Origin of the sequence: Chryseobacterium sp. CCNWLW53, from assembly GCF_037083525.1 — a bacterium.
GTDB classification, from domain to species: domain Bacteria; phylum Bacteroidota; class Bacteroidia; order Flavobacteriales; family Weeksellaceae; genus Chryseobacterium; species Chryseobacterium lathyri.
This window is the reverse complement of record NZ_JBAOJR010000005.1, coordinates 270,281-292,063: the sequence shown is the minus strand read 5'-3', so window position 1 is coordinate 292,063 and position 21,783 is coordinate 270,281. Positions and strand designations below refer to the sequence as shown.

General features: G+C 36.2%; 20 protein-coding genes and 1 tRNA gene. 10 read left to right on the top strand and 11 right to left on the bottom strand.

Annotated elements, in window-relative coordinates; all coding sequences use genetic code 11:
• Window positions 1-214 precede the first annotated feature (214 nt).
• From V6R96_RS17390 to V6R96_RS17380, 3 genes are all read left to right on the top strand, one after another.
• A complete protein-coding gene (locus tag V6R96_RS17390; RefSeq protein WP_336379720.1) occupies window positions 215-838 on the top strand; it encodes a hypothetical protein in 624 nt (207 codons plus the stop codon).
• Window positions 839-1,460: 622 nt separating this feature from the next.
• Window positions 1,461-2,993: a M20/M25/M40 family metallo-hydrolase gene (locus V6R96_RS17385; protein WP_336379719.1), complete on the top strand. Its 1,533-nt coding sequence runs from the start codon at window positions 1,461-1,463 to the stop codon at window positions 2,991-2,993.
• A gap of 318 nt (window positions 2,994-3,311) precedes the next feature.
• Window positions 3,312-4,010, top strand: coding sequence for a hypothetical protein (locus V6R96_RS17380; protein ID WP_336379718.1), 699 nt, complete (start codon window positions 3,312-3,314; stop codon window positions 4,008-4,010).
• A gap of 170 nt (window positions 4,011-4,180) precedes the next feature.
• On the opposite strand, the gene V6R96_RS17375 is transcribed toward V6R96_RS17380, so the two are convergent.
• Window positions 4,181-4,267 (bottom strand) — tRNA-Ser (locus V6R96_RS17375).
• 55 nt (window positions 4,268-4,322) lie between these two features.
• Window positions 4,323-5,339 carry an asparaginase gene (locus V6R96_RS17370; RefSeq protein WP_223558439.1) on the bottom strand — a complete coding sequence of 339 codons (1,017 nt, stop codon included), beginning with the start codon at window positions 5,337-5,339 and terminating at the stop codon, window positions 4,323-4,325.
• Window positions 5,340-5,420: 81 nt separating this feature from the next.
• On the opposite strand from V6R96_RS17370, the gene V6R96_RS17365 reads away from it, so the two are divergent.
• Window positions 5,421-6,092 carry an RNA methyltransferase gene (locus V6R96_RS17365; RefSeq protein WP_111959237.1) on the top strand — a complete coding sequence of 224 codons (672 nt, stop codon included), beginning with the start codon at window positions 5,421-5,423 and terminating at the stop codon, window positions 6,090-6,092.
• 48 nt (window positions 6,093-6,140) lie between these two features.
• Here V6R96_RS17365 and V6R96_RS17360 read toward each other — a convergent pair whose 3' ends face one another.
• Genes V6R96_RS17360 through tsaD form a run of 3 tightly spaced genes read right to left on the bottom strand, consistent with a single transcriptional unit; the run spans window position 6,141 to window position 8,316 of the window.
• On the bottom strand, window positions 6,141-6,842 hold the full coding sequence (locus V6R96_RS17360; protein ID WP_336379717.1) for an RsmE family RNA methyltransferase: 702 nt from the start codon (window positions 6,840-6,842) through the stop codon (window positions 6,141-6,143).
• Window positions 6,843-6,892: 50 nt separating this feature from the next.
• Window positions 6,893-7,303: a hypothetical protein gene (locus V6R96_RS17355; RefSeq protein ID WP_111959241.1), complete on the bottom strand. Its 411-nt coding sequence runs from the start codon at window positions 7,301-7,303 to the stop codon at window positions 6,893-6,895.
• Window positions 7,300-8,316 (bottom strand): tRNA (adenosine(37)-N6)-threonylcarbamoyltransferase complex transferase subunit TsaD, encoded by a 1,017-nt coding sequence (tsaD, locus tag V6R96_RS17350; protein WP_111959243.1) that lies wholly within the window; start codon window positions 8,314-8,316, stop codon window positions 7,300-7,302. Before tsaD ends, V6R96_RS17355 begins: the two co-directional genes overlap by 4 nt.
• A gap of 4 nt (window positions 8,317-8,320) precedes the next feature.
• On the opposite strand from tsaD, the gene V6R96_RS17345 reads away from it, so the two are divergent.
• The 3 genes from V6R96_RS17345 to V6R96_RS17335 all read left to right on the top strand — a co-directional run bounded on the left by V6R96_RS17345 (window position 8,321) and on the right by V6R96_RS17335 (window position 14,164).
• Window positions 8,321-13,111 (top strand): translocation/assembly module TamB, encoded by a 4,791-nt coding sequence (locus V6R96_RS17345; protein WP_336379716.1) that lies wholly within the window; start codon window positions 8,321-8,323, stop codon window positions 13,109-13,111.
• Between the two features lie 134 nt (window positions 13,112-13,245).
• A complete protein-coding gene (locus tag V6R96_RS17340; RefSeq protein ID WP_034703315.1) occupies window positions 13,246-13,716 on the top strand; it encodes an Lrp/AsnC family transcriptional regulator in 471 nt (156 codons plus the stop codon).
• Between the two features lie 70 nt (window positions 13,717-13,786).
• Window positions 13,787-14,164 (top strand): hypothetical protein, encoded by a 378-nt coding sequence (locus V6R96_RS17335; RefSeq protein ID WP_111959246.1) that lies wholly within the window; start codon window positions 13,787-13,789, stop codon window positions 14,162-14,164.
• Here the strand turns inward: V6R96_RS17335 and gwsS are convergent.
• The 4 genes from gwsS to V6R96_RS17315 all read right to left on the bottom strand — a co-directional run bounded on the left by gwsS (window position 14,161) and on the right by V6R96_RS17315 (window position 17,514).
• Window positions 14,161-15,252 carry a grasp-with-spasm system SPASM domain peptide maturase gene (gene gwsS, locus V6R96_RS17330; protein WP_336379715.1) on the bottom strand — a complete coding sequence of 364 codons (1,092 nt, stop codon included), beginning with the start codon at window positions 15,250-15,252 and terminating at the stop codon, window positions 14,161-14,163. The two genes, V6R96_RS17335 and gwsS, sit on opposite strands and share 4 nt — an antisense overlap.
• Window positions 15,253-15,427: 175 nt before the next feature.
• A complete protein-coding gene (gene gwsG / locus V6R96_RS17325) occupies window positions 15,428-16,330 on the bottom strand; it encodes a grasp-with-spasm system ATP-grasp peptide maturase (RefSeq protein ID WP_336379714.1) in 903 nt (300 codons plus the stop codon).
• Between the two features lie 47 nt (window positions 16,331-16,377).
• Window positions 16,378-17,268 carry a hypothetical protein gene (locus V6R96_RS17320; RefSeq protein ID WP_223558445.1) on the bottom strand — a complete coding sequence of 297 codons (891 nt, stop codon included), beginning with the start codon at window positions 17,266-17,268 and terminating at the stop codon, window positions 16,378-16,380.
• Window positions 17,269-17,316: 48 nt separating this feature from the next.
• A complete protein-coding gene (locus V6R96_RS17315; protein ID WP_223558446.1) occupies window positions 17,317-17,514 on the bottom strand; it encodes a grasp-with-spasm system A modified peptide in 198 nt (65 codons plus the stop codon).
• Between the two features lie 483 nt (window positions 17,515-17,997).
• On the opposite strand from V6R96_RS17315, the gene V6R96_RS17310 reads away from it, so the two are divergent.
• From V6R96_RS17310 to V6R96_RS17300, 3 genes are read left to right on the top strand one after another with little or no spacing between them, the layout of a single operon-like run.
• On the top strand, window positions 17,998-18,525 hold the full coding sequence (locus tag V6R96_RS17310) for a hypothetical protein (protein ID WP_336379713.1): 528 nt from the start codon (window positions 17,998-18,000) through the stop codon (window positions 18,523-18,525).
• Window positions 18,526-18,554: 29 nt separating this feature from the next.
• On the top strand, window positions 18,555-19,019 hold the full coding sequence (locus V6R96_RS17305) for a hypothetical protein (protein WP_336379712.1): 465 nt from the start codon (window positions 18,555-18,557) through the stop codon (window positions 19,017-19,019).
• On the top strand, window positions 19,016-19,528 hold the full coding sequence (locus V6R96_RS17300; RefSeq protein ID WP_336379711.1) for a hypothetical protein: 513 nt from the start codon (window positions 19,016-19,018) through the stop codon (window positions 19,526-19,528). The genes V6R96_RS17305 and V6R96_RS17300 overlap by 4 nt, the downstream gene beginning before the upstream one ends.
• Window positions 19,529-19,668: 140 nt before the next feature.
• Here the strand turns inward: V6R96_RS17300 and V6R96_RS17295 are convergent, their stop codons facing one another.
• A complete protein-coding gene (locus V6R96_RS17295) occupies window positions 19,669-20,616 on the bottom strand; it encodes a transketolase family protein (protein WP_336379710.1) in 948 nt (315 codons plus the stop codon).
• A gap of 86 nt (window positions 20,617-20,702) precedes the next feature.
• Window positions 20,703-21,557 (bottom strand): transketolase, encoded by an 855-nt coding sequence (locus tag V6R96_RS17290; protein WP_262510838.1) that lies wholly within the window; start codon window positions 21,555-21,557, stop codon window positions 20,703-20,705.
• Window positions 21,558-21,783: the final 226 nt, after the last annotated feature.

Here is a 21,783-nt window from a genome sequence, read left to right as displayed (position 1 = left end):
AAACATAAGAATTAAAGATACCATAGGATTAGCACCTTCTGTCAAATTAAAGTATGTTCAGTTTATTATAGAAAAAAAGAATGACCCAGATAATTTGAAAAAGGATTTAATAATTACTTTGATATTTTATAAACCTGTTGGTTATGATAAGATATATAATCCTTCTACTTTAGAAAATCATATAGGTTGGAACGAAGATTAAACTAAATTTAAAATGAAAAATATTATTTTATTGATTTTACCAATTCTATGTTTTTCACAAAACAGAAAGAATGATTTTGAATATTTGCAAAAAGCGATGAACGATATTAAAAATAAAGATTTCGTTGCTGCTATTTCAAATCTGGATAAAAACTTGAAAGTATTTCCAAATGACGCCGCTTCTCTATATTTCAAGGGACATTCTCAAATTATAATTGAACAAAACGAAAAAGGCTGTAAAACATTAGTTGATGCAATTTATTATGGGAGTAATAATGCAAAAAAAGTATATGCAGAGAGGTGTATCGATTATGACCCTAAACTTAATATTGAAAAATTTAAGTCTGGAAAATTTTCTTTGCAAATTTTAAGTAACGAAAATGTTATTTATACTTTTAAACGTATGAATGATATACAATATGAAAGTTATGAAGGTAAAACTTATGCGGGTAAAATTGTATGGCTGGGAAATGGTGATTATAAGGTAGTTGCTAATCAAGAAACAGAAGGAATTATGTCTGAAAACCCTGAGTTTATAATTAGAGTTTTAAAGATTGAAAAAAATGAATATTTATATGAAAAAATTGAGGATGCACAGGTTCAATTTGGATTAGTTAAAAAAAATGTAGCCCCATAACGTGTGTTAAAAAATTATAAGATTAAAGATAATACTGTTATGTTTGCTGGAAATAAACAAAAGTATTTTCAGTATATTATAGAAAAAAAATGATCCGGATAATCTGAAAAAAGATCTCATCATTACTTTAATGTTTTATAAGCCAATAGGATTTAATAAGATAAATAATCCCGTAATTTTAGAGAATCATATAGGATGGGATAAAGATTAATAATTAATATTCATCATTGCAGCTATACTAAGTATTTTTTAATAAATAGAAATTAAAACAATTGACTAAGAAATTTTACTATCCCCTCGTTACCGCACGATTGTATCGTGTGGCAGATAAAACAAAACCCTCGCAAAATGCAAGGGTTTTTTGTATTATAATGCGGCTACGTTTTTATTAAAGAAGTCTTTAAGTTTTTTGTGTTTTTCAATAAATAATTCTATAAAACAAGCTATCGACAAATTCAGGCTGGAAAATAACAATCTATTTTTTGATATCAATTCCGGACTTTGGAATTGACAAAAGCAATTTATATCTAATATTAGGGAAATACTTAGGTGTTTACTGTAATTATAGCAGTTTTCTTTGGTATATTTGTTAAACAATCAACACCACACAAATCTTATCGTCATGAAAAAGTTCCTTTTAATCATTCTCGGAATCCTTGTTATTCTGGTAGCTGTACTGCTGATCAAAATGTATACTTACCCGTTCAAAAAAACGATAGCAGAAACTTCAGAAGGGTGGAAGCCTGTGAAGAACGATTCTGCCGTACTTCGGTTGTCAGGAGGGATCAAAATACCTACAGTTTCTACAGGAAGCCTTGGTGAATTCAATTATACTCCCTTTGACCAGTTTAAAGAATATCTGAAAGCATCTTATCCATTGGTTTATCAGTATACCGAAAATACCGAGATCAATACCCATGCTTTGGTTTTCAGGCTTAAAGGAAGTGACCCTTCGCTGGAACCTATACTTTTTCTTTCCCATATAGACGTCGTACCTCCCGGAGATGCCAATGTGAAAAATAAAGAGCAGAATATTTTCAGGCCTGATGACAAGCCTTTGCCTCCGGTTTCTAAAGTAGCGGAAGACTGGGACTTCGAACCCTTTTCAGGGACTGTAGCCAATGGCAGAATCTATGGAAGAGGAGCCATCGATATGAAAGGAATGCTTTTTTCCTTGATGGAATCTATGGATGCAATAGTTAAAGGTAAAAAAGTTCCCAAACGGGACATCTATCTGGCTTTTGGATTTGATGAAGAGGTGGGCGGACAAAAAGGAGCTGTACAGATTGCAGATTATTTTAAGAAAAAAGGACTTCAGTTTGATGCAGTTTATGATGAAGGAGGTTTGATCATGCGGAAAGGAAATGTGGCTGGAATAAATTCAGATATCGCAGTGGTGGGCTGTGCAGAAAAAGGGTTTTTATCCGCAAAAATAAAAGTTAAAGGACTTGGGGGACATTCCTCCATGCCGCCTATGGAAAGCGCAATAGGAAAAGCCGCAGTTATTATGCAGCGTCTTGAAGACGATCAGATGAAGCCTGAAATAACCCCACTCATCAAAGGCTTTTTTGACAATATCGGCGGAGCAATGCCATGGACTACCAGACTGGCCCTTTCTAACCAGTGGCTGCTAAAACCCCTTCTTATATCCCAGCTTACCAAAAATAACACCACCAATGCCTTAGTACGCACAACCACTGCTTTAACGATGATGAAAGGAAGCGACGGAACAAATGTGCTGTCTCCCGAAGTCGAATTTGTAGTCAATTTCAGGCTTCTTCCCGGAAATACAGTTAAAGATGTTCATGATCATATTGCAAAAGCCACAGAGGGCTTCGATGTTGAGGTAGAAGATATCGACAATACAAGAGAAGCTTCTGCCATTTCTCCTTCTAATACAAAAGGATTTAAATTGATAGAAGCCGGAGTCAGAGAAATCTATCCGGGGGCCATTGTGACTCCGTATCTTACTATGGCCGGGACCGACGCTTATAAATACCAGATCGTAAGCAAAAATATCTACAGATTCATGCCCATCAGGATTAACAGTTCAGAACAGCAAAGCATCCACAGCACCAATGAATATATCAGTATTGAAAACTACCTGAAAATGATCCATTACTTTGAATACATGATGACGAATTACGACAAATAATTTCGGGGTACGGGATGGGAGTTAGAGAGTCGGAGAGTTTGAGTGTCTTAGAGTTTAGGGATTCGGATTACGGGGGTTAAAGTAGGAGTCGCTATTGTGTATTTCGGCATCTTAAAAGTTAACCGTTGCTGTATAAAGATTTTGAATAATTGGTTTAAGTCTTATGATCACCCTTAGTCTTAGCCTCATCAAAAATCTCATGTCTGAAATCTGAAATCTTGATTCTTGACTCTTGCATCTTGACTCTCAAAAAAAAAATAACACGTCAAGTTTTGTCGCATTACAGAAATAGCTTTGTCATATCAAAATTACAGAGCTATGGAATTGCCGTTTTACTTAACATTTAAAGAATTTGAAAGCCATTATTACGATACCCTTGAACAATGGTTTGAAAAATATCATAACGCCAGCGAAATTGATTATTTAAAGGCACTGGCAGATCTTTACAGCCCTTATCTGTATTACAGCTTTGCGGACGATAAGCTTTTGGCTGATGCTTCCATGGAGATCAAAGATTGTTTTTTGCCTTATCATGAAAAAATCGGAATTTCTTTTTGCACCAACTGTGAAAATGAAAAACATTTCAAAGCAAAAGGGATGAACCATATATTTGAGTGGAAAACCATCACCATGATGGAATACGCCCAGCATATTCTGGACAAAATCAACAGATACCTGTTAAAAAACGATAGCGTTCTGGACGGAAATAAAACAATCCTGGATTATATCAACGACTGTGAGGTTGTTACCGCAAGGGAAGGCGCAGGATATTGTGTGAATTACAACAGGCATCAGGCTGCAGTTCCTTTTTTGAAGGCTTATCTTCCTTGTTACGGACAGACGGTGGATATTGCAGTATATCGGGATTTTATTTTTTCTGTCGTGCAGATCGCAGAATATATCGATAAGAAACTGAAATCCGTACAGGCCTTTGAGCACACGGTTTACGCTAAATTAAAATCAGAGGCCAAGTTCAAAGTACAGATGAGCCATCAGTTTCTCACGATCTGCAATTAAATTTTACACCAAACATTCATATCTAATTATATTGATGAAAGAACTTCAACAGTTTTCCAGACAAATCCTGGCAGAAATGCCGGGATTTTGTTTTATTTCGCTCATTATTTAATAGCATGAGTAAAATAAAAAAGCCTTAAACAATTAAGTTTAAGACCTTTATCTTTTTGCAGAGAGGAAGGGATTCGAACCCTCGATACAGTTACCCGTATACTACCTTTCCAGGGTAGCTCCTTCAACCACTCGGACACCTCTCTATTTGAGACTGCAAAAATAGGGTAATTTCTGGAATCTGCAAATTATTATTTAAAATTACTCAGTAATTTCTCCACAAAGGCTCTTCGTGAAGTTGTCTGCAAAGGTTCCGGAGTAATTCGGATTGTCTATCAGGTGCATCGCTTTACTGATGGCACTTTCTGCTGTCATATCTTTTCCGCTGATCGCTCCGATCCTTGAAAAAATATTACTGTTTTCATACTTTCCGAACGAAATACCTCCTGAAATACACTGACTTACCACAACGATTTCTGTTCCGTTATTTCTGATTTCCTCAAGCGTTTCCTGTGTTTTTTCACTGCTGAAAATAGTTCCCGAACCGAAAACCTGAAGAATAAGAACCTTCATTTTAGGGATTTCTTTAAAATGGCTCAGATGCATACCCGGAAAAATTCTCCAGAAAAGAATATCTTCAGAAATATGTTCATCTACATGAAATTCTATATCAGGATCACACCGGTAAAGATTATCCTTAATGATATTTAAATGAACACCGGATTGTCCCAATATCGGGTAATTCGGACTCGCATAAGCATCAAAATACTCCGCAGAATATTTCAATGTTCTGTTCCCTCTTAATAATTTATACTCAAAATAAACAGCAACTTCCTGAATAACCGCTTCATCATTTTCATAAAGACTGGCATAATAAAGGCTTGTCAGAAGGTTTTCCTTCGCATCCGTTCTCAGATCTCCGATCGGAAGCTGTGAGCCCGTCATGATTACAGGTTTTCTCAGTCCTTTCAACATAAAACTTAAAGCAGAAGCTGTATAAGACATCGTATCCGTTCCGTGAAGGATCAAAAAGCCGTCATAGAGTTCATAGTTTTTGAGAATATAGTTGGCAATAACCTTCCATTCCTCAGGTCCCATATCCGAAGAGTCCAGCGGTTTGGCAAATGGATGCACAAATACTTCGCATTCCATTAATTTCATCTCAGGCATTTTTTCGAAAATATTTCCAAAATCAAATGCGCGGAGGCTTCCGGTTTCATAATCTTTTTCCATACCGATGGTTCCCCCGGTATAAATGAGCAGGACTTTTCGTTTCATGAATTACTTTTTTCTAAGAAATTGAGCCTCGTTCAGGTTCATAGCTCAAAATTACGTTAATTTGCAAAGATTTGAAAATGAATGGAAGATTTAGCGCAAACTTTTGAATATTTAAAGCAGTTTTTAACAGAGGAAAGACTCTCAAAAATAGAACATTTCTCCAAAGAAAGTTCCGATTTTGTCCTTCCTGTGATGGACGATGTCTACCAGTTCAGAAACGCAGCAGCTATTATAAGATCAGTAGAGGCAAATGCTTTTCACAAAGTGGTGGCTATGGAAGAGGAAAATGTTTTCGATCCTAACCTTACAGTGACAAAAGGTGCCGAAACCTGGGTAGAAGTAGAGAAAATGCCTAAAAATATAGCTTCATTGCAGAATATCAAAGACAGAGGATATAAAATTCTGGCCGTATCCCTTGAAAAAAATGCGGTTATGCTTCCCGATTATCAAATCACAGAACCTATCGCTCTTGTATTTGGAACTGAGAAAGAAGGCGTGTCAGAAGAAGTCTTAGACTTTGCAGATGAAACACTGGCTATTCCGATGTACGGTCTGACGAGGAGTTATAACGTTTCCGTAGCCGCAGGTATCTGTATGTACGAACTGAAACAGAAACTGATTAAATCAGGTATTGATTATAAGTTGAACGAAGAAAAACTGATGAAAATGAAGATCCGATGGGCAGTCAATTCAATGCGAAGCGGCCAGCAGATTTTCGAAAAATATCTTAAAGACCATAACCTGGAAATGTAGGGAATTTGTTGATTTATTGATAAGATAGATGCTCCTAATTTCTAACTTCTAATTTTTCATCATATTGAAATAATTCCACGCCGCTACAAATACACCGGCCGTTTCCGTTCTCAATCTTTGATTTCCAAGTGAAACTGCTTTTACATTAGTGTCGGACAGAAATTGAATTTCCTTTTCAGAAAAATCCCCTTCAGGGCCAATCAAAAAAGTGATCTGTTCCAGAGCGGGAATGTGGTTAAGCTCAATCCTTTCAAGATTTTCATGACAGTGCGCTACGAAAGTATGCTGCGGGTCAATGTTTTTTAAGAAATCTGTAAGCTTCAGCGCATCATTAATGACAGGGAAATGGAATCGCAAACTTTGTTTGGAAGCAGCAACAGCCTGCTTTCTGAGCTTATCAATATTAATAATTTTACGTTCAGTTTTTTCTGTAATAATAATACTGATCTCTGAAATGCCCATTTCCACAGCCTTTTCCACAAAAAACTCGATCCTGTCGATGTTTTTCGTCGGAGCAATGGCAATATGAAGTCGGGGACTAAAATCCGGAGTATTGGTTTTAATTTCAGAAACTTCTAAGCCGGCTTTTTTTCCTTCGATAACTAATTTTCCGGAAGCAATATTTCCTTTTCCGTCTGTTACGTAAATTTCTTCACCATCTTTCATGCGGAGAACTTTCACAATGTGCTGTTGTTCTTCATCATTAATTATTGCTTTTCCGTTATTGATTTCGCCAAAAAAAAGTTTCATATATTGATATTTAGAATGCGCCTGAATTTTACTGATAAGTGAAGTGATGATTAAAAGGTAATTTCATTATCGCTTATAAATGCTACACCGGTTTTTATCGTAGTATAAATATCGCCTTCACAATCTCTATATGAACATGCGTAAATTTCTTCAACCCACTTATTATTCATAAAAATTAAATTCAAATATTCGTTTTTTCTTAAATTATTTTTGATGGATAAATAATCTCCTTCTTTGGGTTCGTAAGTAAAACTAAATACATTTTCTGAATTGATCTTCTCTATGATCTCTTCCTTTATATTTTGAACATATCCAATTTCTGAACTTATCATTAAATAATCTTCGTCCTCAGATTTTTCTGTCACTTCATTTTTTCCTATAACGGTTTCTAAAACCCAATAATATTTTGAGTTCTTTTTAGAATGTGTTCCCAGTATTTTTTCTTCTAATAGTATCTTCATAAATCATATTTTGCAGTTGCGGAAGTTCTCAGATCCGTAAATTCACCTCTTTCAAACTTCAATTGAGCAACCATGGCAATCATCGCAGCATTATCAGTTGTATATTCAAATTTTGGAATGTAGATATTCCAGCCTAATTTTTCATGATTGTCCTCCATTACTTTTCTCAAAGCAGAATTGGCAGAAACTCCACCGGCGATGGCCACCTCTTTTATATTCAATTCTTTGGCGGCTTTTTCAAGTTTAGTCATCAGAATTTCAATGATTGTTCTTTGAACCGAAGCACAAAGATCATTCAGATTTTCTTTAATAAAATCCGGATTTTTTTTCACCTCTTTCTGAATATAATAAAGAACGGAAGTTTTGATCCCGCTGAATGAATAGTCATAGCCTTCCATCTTAGGTTTGTTGAATGTAAAAGCATCAGGATTTCCTTCCTTAGCCAATCGATCTATAATAGGCCCGGCAGGATAATCAAGGTCGAAAATCTTTCCAATCTTGTCAAAAGCCTCTCCTGCAGCATCATCTATTGTTTTTCCGATAATTTCCATATCAAAATAATCCCTTACCAATACAATCATCGTATGACCTCCGCTTACTGTAAGACACAGAAAAGGGAATTGAGGCGGCATAGGATTTGCATCTGCAATGAAATGGGCTAAAATGTGTGCCTGGAGATGGTTAACTTCAATTAATGGAACATTTAAGCTCATTGCCAAAGACTTAGCAAATGATGTTCCTACAAGAAGTGATCCCAAAAGTCCGGGACCGCGTGTAAATCCTATAGCTGAAATAGCATTTTGTTGTATATTTGCTTTAGTAAGAGATTTTTCAACAACGGGGATTATATTTTGTTGATGCGCTCGCGATGCCAGTTCCGGGACCACACCTCCATATTCTTTATGGATGGCCTGATTCGCAGCAATGTTGGACAGAATACAGTTTCCCTTGATGATAGCTGCTGAGGTGTCGTCGCAGGACGATTCAATACCTAAAATTATAGAGTCGCTCATAATAATGGCAAAGTTAGAGAATAATAACGAGAATGAGAATAAAAAATCGGTAACTGAGAACCTAAGTGATCAGGTACAGAAGACTGTTGGGGATGTAGAAGGGGCTGTAAAGGAGACCGTTAAAGAAGCATCTGAACTGGCATCAGATGCTATTCATCATCCTGTAGAAACGGCTGAAGAATTTGGAAAGCAGGCGGTAAAAGATGTCACCAGCTATTCCTGGTGGGCAAAGCTTCTCCTGATCCTTTTCTGGTTGGGAGTTATTCTTGTTGGAGGAATACTTACTGCCATTAACCTTCCGGTAACCAAACGATGGGCAGCCAATCAGGCGCTTCAGATCGTAAATAAAGACTTTAAAGCAGGGATGTCTACAGAGAGTGTAGAAGTAGATTATTTTGGAGACGTCACTATAAAAGGATTAAAAATAAAAGACTACAAAGGACTGGAATTTATCAAAGCAAGAGAATTTCGCGCCAATTCAGATTGGATGTCTCTCGCTTACAATGCTATTTCAGGAAACAGTAATTCACTAAGCTTTAATTCCCTCACCCTGGTTAATGCAGATGTAAAGGTGATCACCTATAAAGGGGACAGTATTTCCAATTTTATCAGATTTACACAGCTTTTCGACAGTGGGAAGAAAAGAGATCCTAAAAAGCCTCCTTTTCAGCTCGATTCCCGTGTACAGATCATTGATTCAAAGGTGTCTATTGTAAGTCAAAACTCTCCGGGAGAACCTGGAAAATGGCTTACTGCCACAAATTTTAATTTAAAAGCACCTAATGTAAAGGTTAACGGGGCCAATATTTCGGCACTGATCAATAATATGTCCTTCGTCACTAACAGATGGGGGAAATCTCATTTTGTAGATACTTTTTCTACTGAACTTTCTTTAACACCTGAATTTCTGTCACTAAAAGACCTTACCCTGAATACTGATCATTCACTGCTCCAGGGAAATATCAAATTTAATCTTCATGACGGTTCATGGGCAGATTTTGCAGACCGTGTACGCTGGGATATGGAAATCCAGCAGGGAAGTCAGCTGAGCGGATATGATATCAGTTATTTTGTGACCAACTGGGATAATTTTAAGCCATTCAACCTTGCCGGGAAAATGACCGGTCCTTTAAATAAATTTCATTTAGAGAATTTCCTGATCAGAAATCCTGACGTCAATATCGCAACCAAAACAATGAAGGTCGACAGACTGCTGAAAGGAAATTTTGCCATTGAAACGAACGATCTTTCTACCGATTTTACCTATAAGGATCTAAAAGCCATGATGCCTTCATTTATTTCTAAAAAGATGAAGAATTTTGCAGATGATTTCGGGAAGCTGAAATATAACGGAGCAGCAAGGGTAACTCCTGAGCAGGTTTACGTTTCCAGTGGAAACCTGATGACAGGAATAGGGCAGGCCAAGATCTCCAAACTTTCACTTACCGCATACAGTACGGCAATGCCTAAATATTCGGGATATCTCGAAGTAAAAGACCTGAATACCTCTGTCATCACCAAGAATAAAAGTGTTGGCCTGATCTCCGGTAAATTTGATCTTAACGGACAGAGTTTTGACGTGAATACAATGCGTCTGACCACGAAATCCCAGATCACCAGCATCGAAATTATGGATAAGCAGATCAGTAATGTGTATCTTGACGGATTGCTGGATCATAAAAAATATAATGGACTTATCACCGTGAATGATGAGCAGGCTAAAGCAACGATTAAAGGGCTTATTGATTTCAGTACCTCAAGGGTCGCGATGAATGTAAATGCAGATGTCACTTCTCTGAATATGAATTATTTTACCAATAAACCGGGAAGCCAGATCGTGAGCGGACGGGTGGAAGGTAAAATGTCCATGTCTAATATTAATGATTTGACTTTAGATGTGGATGCCAATGATCTTCACTTTGCCACAGCCACACAAAAATACATTATTCCAAACGCCAAGCTGAAAACTTTTGTGGAAGCCGGCGGACGTGTCATTGATGTGGATGCACCTGGCGCTGCAAGCGGTAAAATATCAGGAAGATATAACCTTGCCGATCTTGCGGGTATGGTAGAGAATGGAATCGGAAGAATTCTTGTAGGCCCACCACCGAGAAAATTATACAGAGGTCAGAATTTTAAAATGAATTTTGATGTTCAGCAGGGCGTTGTGAATTATTTCCTGCCTGATCTGAAGCTTCCGCAGGGTGCTGTGATAGAAGGAGAATACAACGGAGATTCAAATGATCTCATCCTGAATCTGGATGCAGCCTCTCTGAAGTATATTATGACGAAGAAGGAAGAAATTTCGGATGCAGACAAAGCTTTGGCCGCCGCCAATCCTGAATACAAAATTAATGATAGAAATAATATTTCCAGAGACAGTGCGATGATCGACAGCGTGATGGTGAGGATCAATACGGCAAACCTTAATGAACAGCTGTATGCAAGGGTCAGCAAACTGGTATACAATAACAATATTATTAAGGATTTTGAACTTAAAGGTAAAAATGAAAACAATACGGCTCTTCATCTGGCCACTACCTTCAAGCATGGAAGTCCTGAGGATGATTTGAATGATAATCTTAAAGCTTATGCTATTAACGTAGATCAGTCTACGAATGCTGCCGGGGATTACGTTTTCAGGTTTGAACCTACAGAAGTTAAATTTAATGAGGTGACTTGGGCAATAGATACAAGCCCCGAACTGGATCATTCCATTACTTACAGAAAAAACGCAGGAGATTTCGATATCAGGAACCTGCGTATATATTCAGATAAAAGTGCCCTGTTTATTAAAGAGGCACAGTTCAAATCCGCCAAAGACTTTTATTTAGACGCAGAGATTAACGAATTTGCTATTGAAAAGCTTCTTGAAATGCAGTCCGGAGGAAATCCTATGGGAATAAAAGGCCTGGCAAACGGAAGTGTAAAGATCAAGATGGATAAAAGCACTTTGCAGCCAATTGTAGATCTTACTGTAGATAATATTGTGATGAACGGAAACCAGATGGGTGACCTTACTATTTCTGCTACAAACGGTTTCTCTCTGAATGTGTATGACGTAGATGTAAAGGTAGCTTCAGCAGGAGTTCTTGGAAATAACAACCTTCATCTGACTGGTACCGTCAATAATAACACTGCTTCTCCTACAATTGATCTCACTGCAGAAATGCGGGATTTTGACCTTGCTTTTACCCAGCAGTTTGTTCAGACTGTTTTCGGAAATATCAGAGGGAAAGCTACAGGTGATCTGAAGATCAACGGAAAGTTGAGTGATCTTGATTATAGCGGGGATATTGCTTTAAAAGGTTTCGGTTTAAAGCTCTTGTTTACCGGAGTAGATTATTCATTTGATGATACAGTGATTCCGCTTTCCCGTGGACTTGCCATTCTTAACAATATTGAAGTTCATGACGGAAGATCGAATTCTAAGGGAACAATTTCAGGTGCAATCCAGTTTGAGACAATTTCGTCAATGGGGGTCAACCTCGTAATGAGGGCTGACAATCTTCTTATGCTGAATACGAGCCAGAAAGATTATGATCTGTTTTGGGGAAGGGTTTACGGTCAGGGAGATCTCTATGTAGACGGACCTGTTTCCGGATTGAGTATTTCAACTCCTAATATGAAAGCCCTGAACGGAAGTAATTTTACCTTTAATTCCAGCTCGACATCCAATGTTGAAGAATTTAAAATGCTGAGATTCCTGAAAGAAGGAAAAGACGGGCTTATCACGCTGGAAGAAAAGAAGAAGACGGGAGCTAATATGCGCATCGACTTCAGTCTTGATGTGGATAAAGGAACTACGGTGAATGTTCTTGTGGGTGATGATGTAGGTAATATCACTGTAAAAGGAACTGCAGACAGGCTGAGATTCCAGATGGGCCGACAGGGCAACATTGCCATGAATGGTACTTATAAAGTAGATAACGGAACATTTGTTTCCAAAGCTATTCTTAATAAGACCTTTCAAATAGAAAAGAACAGCAGCATCAGATGGGATGGTGATGCGATGAAGCCGGCACTCGATATTACAGCCAATTATGTGAGAATGGTTTCCAATGCAGGTGAATATCTAAGTATGGGGAAACTGCAGCCGATCAGTGTACTGCTTCAGGCCAATATTACCCAGTCTCTCATCAATCCTAAAATTGATCTGAACGTGACTGCCCTTGATGTTTCCAGCCAGGTAAAAGAAACATTGGCAGCTAAGATGAGCCAGGAAGGTGAAAAAGTGCTTCAGTTTGGTTCCGTCCTGCTGCTGAGCACATTTAATGTTTCGAACAGTGGAGGAGTGGATTTTGATGTGGCAGGTGTAGCGGAATCTTCCGGATACAATATGCTTCTGAAACAGTTGGGATCAGTTCTTAATACAATGAGCAACGAATTCCAGATCGATTTGAATTATGTAAAAGGTGACCAAAATTCCAACACTGGTGACCGGGCCAATGCCGGGGTGAGTGTGGCCCTTTCACCAAGGGTAAACATTAAAACCGGACTGGGGATTCCGCTGACAAAAACAGAAGGTACACAGACCAATTATCTTTCTGGTGAGGGATCTATTGAATATGATATTTCTAAAAAGAATGATGGAAGTCTTGTCCTAAGAGGGTATTCCAAGCCTACCAATATTGGGATGGTAAGTACCAATGGTTCTGCAAATCAGGCCTATGGTGGGGGAGTTGTGTGGAGCAAAAGCTTTAATTCTCTCTTTAAAAAGAGGAAAAAAGATAAAAAACAGTCAGAAGCTAAAGCGGAAATAAAAACAGATTCTACAAAATCGACTAGTAAATAATCGTAATATTTTAATGATTTTTATCATCCGTGTTAATTATTGTTAATGTTTGATATAATTTTTTTAGTTAAATTATTTTTTATAAATTTGCAACAAATACATAGATTTTTTAAGAAAATTGTAATTTAACTAATATGAACTATCAACTGGACGAAATAGACAAGAAAATTCTTGATTTCTTAGTCGAAAACACAAGAATGCCTTTTACTGAAATTGCAAAACAGATGGATGTTTCTGCTGGAACAATTCACGTAAGAGTGAAAAAAATGGAGGATGCAGGTATTATTTTGGGATCATCTCTTAATATCGATTATGGCAAGCTGGATTATCACTTTACAGCTTTCATTGGAATCCTTTTGACAAAATCAAACCGCACTCAAGAGGTATTGAAAGAGCTTTCAGTACTTCCAAATGTAATCGAAGCGAGCGTTATTTCCGGAAAATATAACATTTTCTGTAAAGTAAGAGCTAAGAATACGGAAGATGCGAAAAGAATTATCTATCAGATAGACGACATTCAAGATGTAATGAGAACCGAAAGTATGATCTCTATGGAAGAGTACTTGAGCGACAAAAACAGATTGATCAACGCTATTTCTATATAATTCAAATTTTAAACGAAGATTATATTAAAGAACTTATGAATGTATTCATAAGTTCTTTATTTTTGTAGCTATGGAAGAATACAGTTACTTTGACGAGGATCCAAAGAAAGGATGGGGCTTTATTTCAGCATTTGCAGCATTAATGCTGTTTACTATTATGGGGTTGGGAATTGATATTGATGAATATCTTCAGCATGAATATCTTCAGATTCCGAGATGGTATTTTTTTGTTATTTTTTCTATTGATGCTCTGATGATGCTCGGGCTTATCCTGATGTTCTTCTATAGAAAAATTGGGATTTTTATGTTTCCTGCATTACTGGTACTGCATTTTTTTATGCATAATTATTACCTGTCCACATTCTTATATACGGATGTAACCAATCTTTTCCTGTTTACGGGCTTCGGGATGCTGGCAATTATTCCGAAATGGAAGTTTTTCCGCTAGAGGCCTGCATTTAGATTTATTTGCTGCTCATAAAAGCGTATTGCCTCTTGTTTTAAAGGATTTTTGCTCCATGTTTCCCACTTTCCTGTATAAGGGTCATAACCGCATTTCAGAGGCTTAGAAGTGTCTAATCCTTCACTATTTGTATGATTTCGCTCCGTATAGGCTCTGCAGTCTGTACAAATGTACCTGAACTCACAGTCTTTACAGATTTCTATCTTATCTTTGGTGAGATTCCAATATTTTCTGAATCCTGGCTTTATCACTGCATCCTCAAGACTGATGTCGTTGATGTTTCCAAAGCTTTCAACCATTAAAGGGCAGTTTTTGATGTTCCCGTTTATATCTATTCCTATCTTTTTGTGGAGACAGGAATTATGATTTACGGCTTCTGTTACTTTTGAAATATTAGTGTTGAAATATTTTAGATCTACTTTTCCGCAGGAGGAAATTTTTAAATTCTCTTGGCTAAACTGCAGAGAGAATCTGAAAACATCTTTAGGTTTAACAGGAGCTTTTGGGCAACTGTAGAATACTAAGCTGTAAATTCCCGTTAATGTTTGACTAAGGTGATTGATAAACTCCTCATCTACATTGTCATAGAACGGTGAAAATATTTCGATACCATTTAAAACAGAGCCTTCAAATTGTAAATCAATGCTTTGAAACTCATTAAGAGAAAGTTTTTTATTACAGTAAATGACAAGATACTTTACTCTAAGGGTTTCTATAGATTCTTTTATTCTATCCAAAACTGATGTATCGCTGACCTCTATAAAAATATTTGAAATTTCACTGGGTTCAGAGAATTTATAGGAAAGTGACGGAAAACTGCCATCCCAATTTCCTTCTGTTATAAAGCCATATTCTTTTTCAAGGAGCAGCTCTATATATTCATGCATGAATTTTTGTGATTCTGCATCATAACTTCCAAGGATATTTTCAATAGATTTACTTTTCAGTTCCTCTATAATGTCATAAAATTCTAAAGGATATAATTCAGAAATGTTTCTCTGAAGATCTGAGATTAAAATACGACTGGCGCCTTTTGTGACAAGGATATTGCTGAATAAATTAAAATATGTCATATCAGTCTTGTAAGCTGTTTTAATGGTTTCTCTCTCACATGATATTCAGTCTGATATTTTTCAGATGGTTTAAAGTATAGCATGTTGCTGTGAATTTTGCTGACATTTTTTGTTTTAAAAACCTCAAGATATTTGAATGTAAGAGGCAGTTTATGTTTTTCGTTATACAGATTTTTCATAGATATTCAGCGATTTTTTGTTCCAGAGAATAGTTGCATGTATTGGACATTCCTGTAAACTGTCCAATCGGGTTGATTTCCAGAAAATAATGTTTTTCTCCTTTCTTTATAAAATCCAGGGAGCCTGAATTCAGATCTAAAGCCTGCATTAATTGGCGTATCCTTTCCTCAAGATAAGTTGGAAGGTTGTAGGGAACATTCCTGTTCGGTTTTGTTTTATTATACTTTCTGAAATCCACTTTAGTCTGTTCATCATTTTGTGAGAATATGGCCATAGACCAGCAGCGATCATTTAGATAAAAAGTTCTTACTTCAAATTCTTTCTCAATTTTTTCCTGGAAAAAAGTAATAAAAAAAGGGGTTATTTCCTTTTGTTCAACAATTGATGTATACATAAAACCACCGGAGTTTTTCTTTATTTCATCCAGCATTACATTTCCGTTCAGTGTTTTTATAATGGTCTTTTCTATTTCTACTTCGTCAGTATCTTCTGCCAGAAAATATCCGGGAACATCAAAACCAATTTCTTTTGCTTTGTCGAGCACAATCAGTTTGTTGACATCACTATTACTTTCCTTATTGATGTGTCTTTTGGATTCAAGTGTTTTTCTGATATAATCTTCAAGCCAGTATTGTGTCTCATTCATATTCAGGTTAATAGATTTGTTGGCATATTTTAAACGTTTAAAAGCCAATCTGCCTCTTCTATACCAGACACTTTTTATTTCATCAAGAAAGAAAGTATTGCGGTAGCTTTGAAGTAAAATTCTTTTTTTCTGAAGTTTAATTTCAAAAAATTCATCTTCATGTACACGGATGAATTTTTTATTCATTACGATCAGCTGTTTAATTACCTCGGTAGTTGTAATTTCATTATTTTGAGAGATAATCAGTATCATGCAGTGTTTTTATGATTTAATTAAGGGATAACTATTATATCCTTATCCTATTTTGAATTTATTTTTTTTCGAAAATCTTTAGTTATTTTTGAAGAATATTTGAGAGTGGGAAATCCCACTGTTATCCGGTTTTTATCTATTCTTGCAGAATCTGATACAGTAAAATTAGGAGCATCGAAATGGTTGAATATACCGTAAACAGTTTGTAAATGATGGATGTATTGATATTTGTCAACTATTTCTATATACTCTCTAGGGGTACATTCACCTGATCTTACATATTCCAGTAATTTTGTCCTGAAGTATTCATAATGCTCTGTTCCTGCCATATGATTGAGAAGAATGCTCATTGGCATGAATTGATCATTGTTGCCATTGAGTCCTATTTTTTGTTTTGACGGAAAACCATAGTTTTTTAATGTCCATATCAAAAGTTCAGCATTTTTTTTGTCATCTTTTACTACAGTTGGGCCAATGCGATCATTATACTGGTCCCGTTTGAATGCAATACTGAAAGAATCTATCAGTATTTTGTTTAAGCCTCTTTTCCATTGAAGTACTTTCTGTTCAACAGTAAGACTGTCAATCCCGTATTTTTTGTAAAGTTTGAAAAAATCCCGATCTTCTCTTTTGTATTTCCAGTTGGGTGCCGACTGAGCTATAAGTTTGTCCAGACTTTTGATACCACCAAATTTTTTATGGAATTTGTCTGCATACCTGATGTAGGTTTCATACTCTTCCAGCCTTTCATTTTGGGCAGGAGGATATTTCCTGAATAATTTTTTATATTGCCGGATCGTTGCTAAAGTATCTTTATGAACTCTATGTGCACTGTCAATGGCATAGACCTTATGATAATAATCTATATAGTTAAGCTTTTTAGTTTTACATGAAATAAAAGCTAGCGTAATCAATATTAAAAAAAGGCTATATTTCATTATTATAATTCTTTATATGAAAAATAGAGGGGGAAATCCCCCTCATATTTAGTCAACTGTTACTGTTGCCACTTGTTTCCCATCATTACAAATTGCTGTATCACCTGTGTTCCCAGGCTGACCATTTGGACCTGTTTCAGAAGTAGTTCTTACATTTGTTTCAGTTCCACCTGTAATATTTACCAGGTTGCTCATTTTTTTGTTTTCCAATGAAGAAAAGTTCTTCATACCATTTAATTTTTTCATAATTGAATAATTTTTTTTGTTAAAATCTGTGTTGTCATATAAGCCCTGACATGGGGTTTGTCATTCTTTACTCCATCCCATACTGTACACTTACAGGCGAAATATCGAATTTCAATCAACGTTGATTATTTCAAAACTATAAATAATTATATCCCTTTAATGTGAGTAATGTGTAATTTTTTTGTGGATTTATAGACATATTGTACATGTTTAAATAAATCTTAAAAAATACCGGGTCGGGTAATTTTATCCATTACAGACTGTGAAATTTGAGTTTGAACATTATAAAATTGAATCATTAAATAAATAATCTGATATCACTGCTGTACATGTTAATGACGTATTGTACATACAAAAAAATGGTTTATAAAATACATTAAATCATGACTGGAAGATTTATTTTTTCATCTATTTTTGCATACTAACAACAGTATCAAAACTTAAATGACAAAATCAATGTATGAAAACCTCAAACAACTCAATATGGAGTTAAAAAATCATCTTGAGGAAATTAGGAACGGACTCATTAAAGATCTTGTACAAATGCTTAAAGGAGAAAATGTAGATTTTCTCAGTGGAAAGACTAAAACAGATATCAAAGCCCTATATTTTGAATATGAATACGATTATTTAGATATTGTATTCTGGGCTGAAGATCAAAAAGGAGATATTATTACCCACACGATGACTTTGTCCTGCCAAAAGAAAAAGCAGGCCGGAGAAAGTGAAGAATGGAATTCTTTTCTTCCGGAAAAAATATGGACACAAGCTTCGGATTTTCAGGAGAAATATGAGGAAGAAGATGACTTCGATGATTTCTGGGATGAATATAATGATGAAAAATACAGATTGTTTGAAAACTGGTTCTTTGAATGCTGGAAAAAAGCTGCTGAACAATCAAAAGCTACAGTTGATGCCTATTTTTCAATTCATGACAGCTACTTCAGAACAGACCTGAATACTTTTAAAACTATTAATAACGATGAGATTGCAGAACGTTATAAAAAATAATTAAACATTAAAATACATTACTATTTATTATGAACACTTATCAATTCTACAAAAAAGAAGGAAATCTTTTTATCTTCAAAAACCAGCCCATATTTAGTTCGGTATTGGCTATTCTTATATTTATTGCTGCAGGGTTTGCTTATAAATATAATTTCCCTCTATTGGGCCTATTCTTAATTGTGGTTGTAGGACTGATCGTTGCTAATTTTTTTGTAAAAAAGTTTGTGATCGATCCGCAACAGCAGACCATTACCTGCAAACCCAGTGTTTTTGTTTCTACAAAGACCTATGCTTTCCAGGATTTTATAAATTTTGAAGTTTTGACGACGAAATATCTTGGGTTCATTCCTATGAATGTATTTCTAAATATTCATTTTGAGGTTAATGGAAAAGAACAGAAATTTATGATAGGGCAGGCCCTTACCCATAAAGCAATACAAAAAATGGTAAACGAAACCGAAGATATTATGGGTTTAAATGAAAACTTGCGATGAATACCAAAGACCGATATAAATTTGAAGATAATGGCAGTGAAATAAGTTTTATGCCTAATTACAGCTTCCTGCGTACTTTAAGATGGTGGTTAGGCGTTGGAATTCTTGCAATTCCGGTGATGTATTATTTCAGAAATATACTATCTGAAAATACCTTTACCATTGCTTCTGTTATATGGGGAGTCTATATGGTTTATTTCTTATGGGATCTTCTTTTTAAAGTTCCGGTAAAATATATTTTCGATAAACGGGAGAAGAGCATTTATAGAAGGCTCTTTCTCACTAAAAAAATCATGAGCTTTGATGAAATGACTTATTTCATTAATGATGAAAGTGGTGCCTACTCTTATGTTATCGGAAAAAAAAGAAATCAGTTTGTTAAAAACTACAGAATCAGCAATTATTTTTCAGGTTCTAAGGCATCCAGGGTAAAAGAAGAGGAATTTCTGGAAAATATATTATATCCTGTGCTTGATGTACTTGATATTCCTATAAATAGGGCACAATAATATGATCTAAAATGAATACTGTAGCCATTTTCTCCTCCTCTGGAAGGGATGACAAATCAAAGATTTGACGGGATGGTTAAAAAGCAACCCGGGCTGTTTCGAAGAAACAGCCCGGGTTTATTTATATGATATAGCTTATCTTAGTTCGCTAAAATTCTCTTCACAGCCTCTTTCACAGCAGCTGCATCGATCTTGTATTTCTTCATCAATTCTGCAGGAGTAGCAGATTCTCCGAAAGTATCATTTACTGCAACAAATTCCTGTCTTGTAGGTCTCTTTCTGGCAAGCATTCCCGCAACAGATTCTCCTAAACCACCAAGATAGTTGTGTTCCTCAGCTGTAACGATCTTACCTGTTTTTTCAACAGATTTAATGATGATTTCTTCATCCAGCGGTTTAATAGTGTGAATGTTGATTACTTCACAAGAAATACCTTCTTTTTCAAGCTCATCAGCTGCTACAAGAGATTCCCAAACAAGATGTCCGGTTGCAACAATCGTTACATCAGTACCTTGCTGAAGAAGAATTCCTTTTCCAATTTCGAAAGGCATATCTTCAGGAATGAATACAGGTACGGTAGGTCTTCCGAATCGTAAATATACAGGACCATCGTGCTCTGCAATAGCGATGGTAGCGGCCTTGGTCTGGTTGTAATCACATGGGTTGATTACCGTCATGCCCGGAAGCATTTTCATCATACCGATATCTTCCAAAACCTGGTGAGTAGCACCGTCTTCCCCTAAAGTAAGACCAGCGTGTGATGCACAGATTTTTACATTCTTTCCTGAATAAGCGATAGACTGACGGATCTGATCATACACTCTTGAAGTAGAGAAGTTCGCGAAAGTTCCTGTAAAAGGAATTTTTCCTGTAATGCTCAAACCAGCAGCAATTCCCATCATATTAGCCTCTGCAATACCTATCTGAAAGAATCTTTCCGGTGCTTTTTCAATAAACTTTTCCATTTTCAAAGAACCGATAAGGTCTGCACAAAGTGCCACTACATTAGGATTTTTGTCGGCAAGTTCTGCTAATCCGGCTCCGAATCCTGAACGCGTATCCTTTTTTTCTGTATATGTATATTTCATTTTTACTAAAGTTTTTGATAGTGATAAACAATGTTTTCCTTAAAGATTTAAACCATCATTCATCATTGATTATTCATCATTTATTATTAATAATCAGCAGGAGCTTCTAGATATAATTGTTTGAATGCAGTGTTAAGCTGCTCATCATTCGGAGCTTTTCCGTGCCATGCGTGAGACCCCATCATGAAATCCACACCAGCACCCATCTCTGTATGAAGAATGATTACTACAGGCTTTTCTTTTCCTGTTTCAGTTTTAGCTTTCTCCAGGATCGCAATAACAGCTTCAAGATCGTTACCGTTTTTCTCTTCCAAAACAGTCCATCCAAATGCCTCAAGCTTAGCGTGCAAATTTCCTAAGCTTAATACATCATCCGTATCTCCGTCGATCTGGCGTCCATTGTAGTCAATAGTTGAGATGATGTTGTCCACTTTCTTGGCAGCAGCATACATCAAAGCTTCCCAAACCTGACCTTCCTGAAGCTCACCATCTCCGTGAAGCGTATATACAAGAGACTTATCTCCGTCCAGTTTTTTCCCTTCTGCTACACCAAGTGCCACAGAAAGTCCCTGGCCAAGAGATCCCGAAGCAATTCTGATCCCCGGAAGACCCTCATGGGTAGTAGGATGCCCCTGAAGTCTTGAATCCAGCTTTCTGAAAGTTCTCAATTCATCTACCGGAAAGAAATTAAATCTCGCTAAAGTAGAATAGTAAACCGGCGAAATATGCCCGTTTGAAAGATAAAAATGATCCTCATTTTTCCCCTCCATCGTGAAAGGAAGATTATAGTTCATTACATTCCCATAAAGCGCTGTAAAGTATTCCGTACATCCTAAACTTCCGCCCGGATGTCCTGAATTTACAGCATGAACCATTCTTAAAATGTCTCTTCTGATCTGCGTAGTAAGAGATTTTAACTCTTCGATACTTTTACTCATTATATCTGATTTATTTGCACGCGAATTTACAATTTTTTAACGGCTTACGGAAATGCAAAAATCCGGATTGATGATCCGGATTTAGAATTATTTCGAAGAAATACTGATTTTAACAGTCTTCTTGTAATAGATGTAGTTGGAAAATTTAGAAAAGTTCCGTTCCTGCATTAGGGTGTTCTCAAGTCTCTATTTCTTAATAGATTAAAAATAAAAACAAACTTTTTAATAA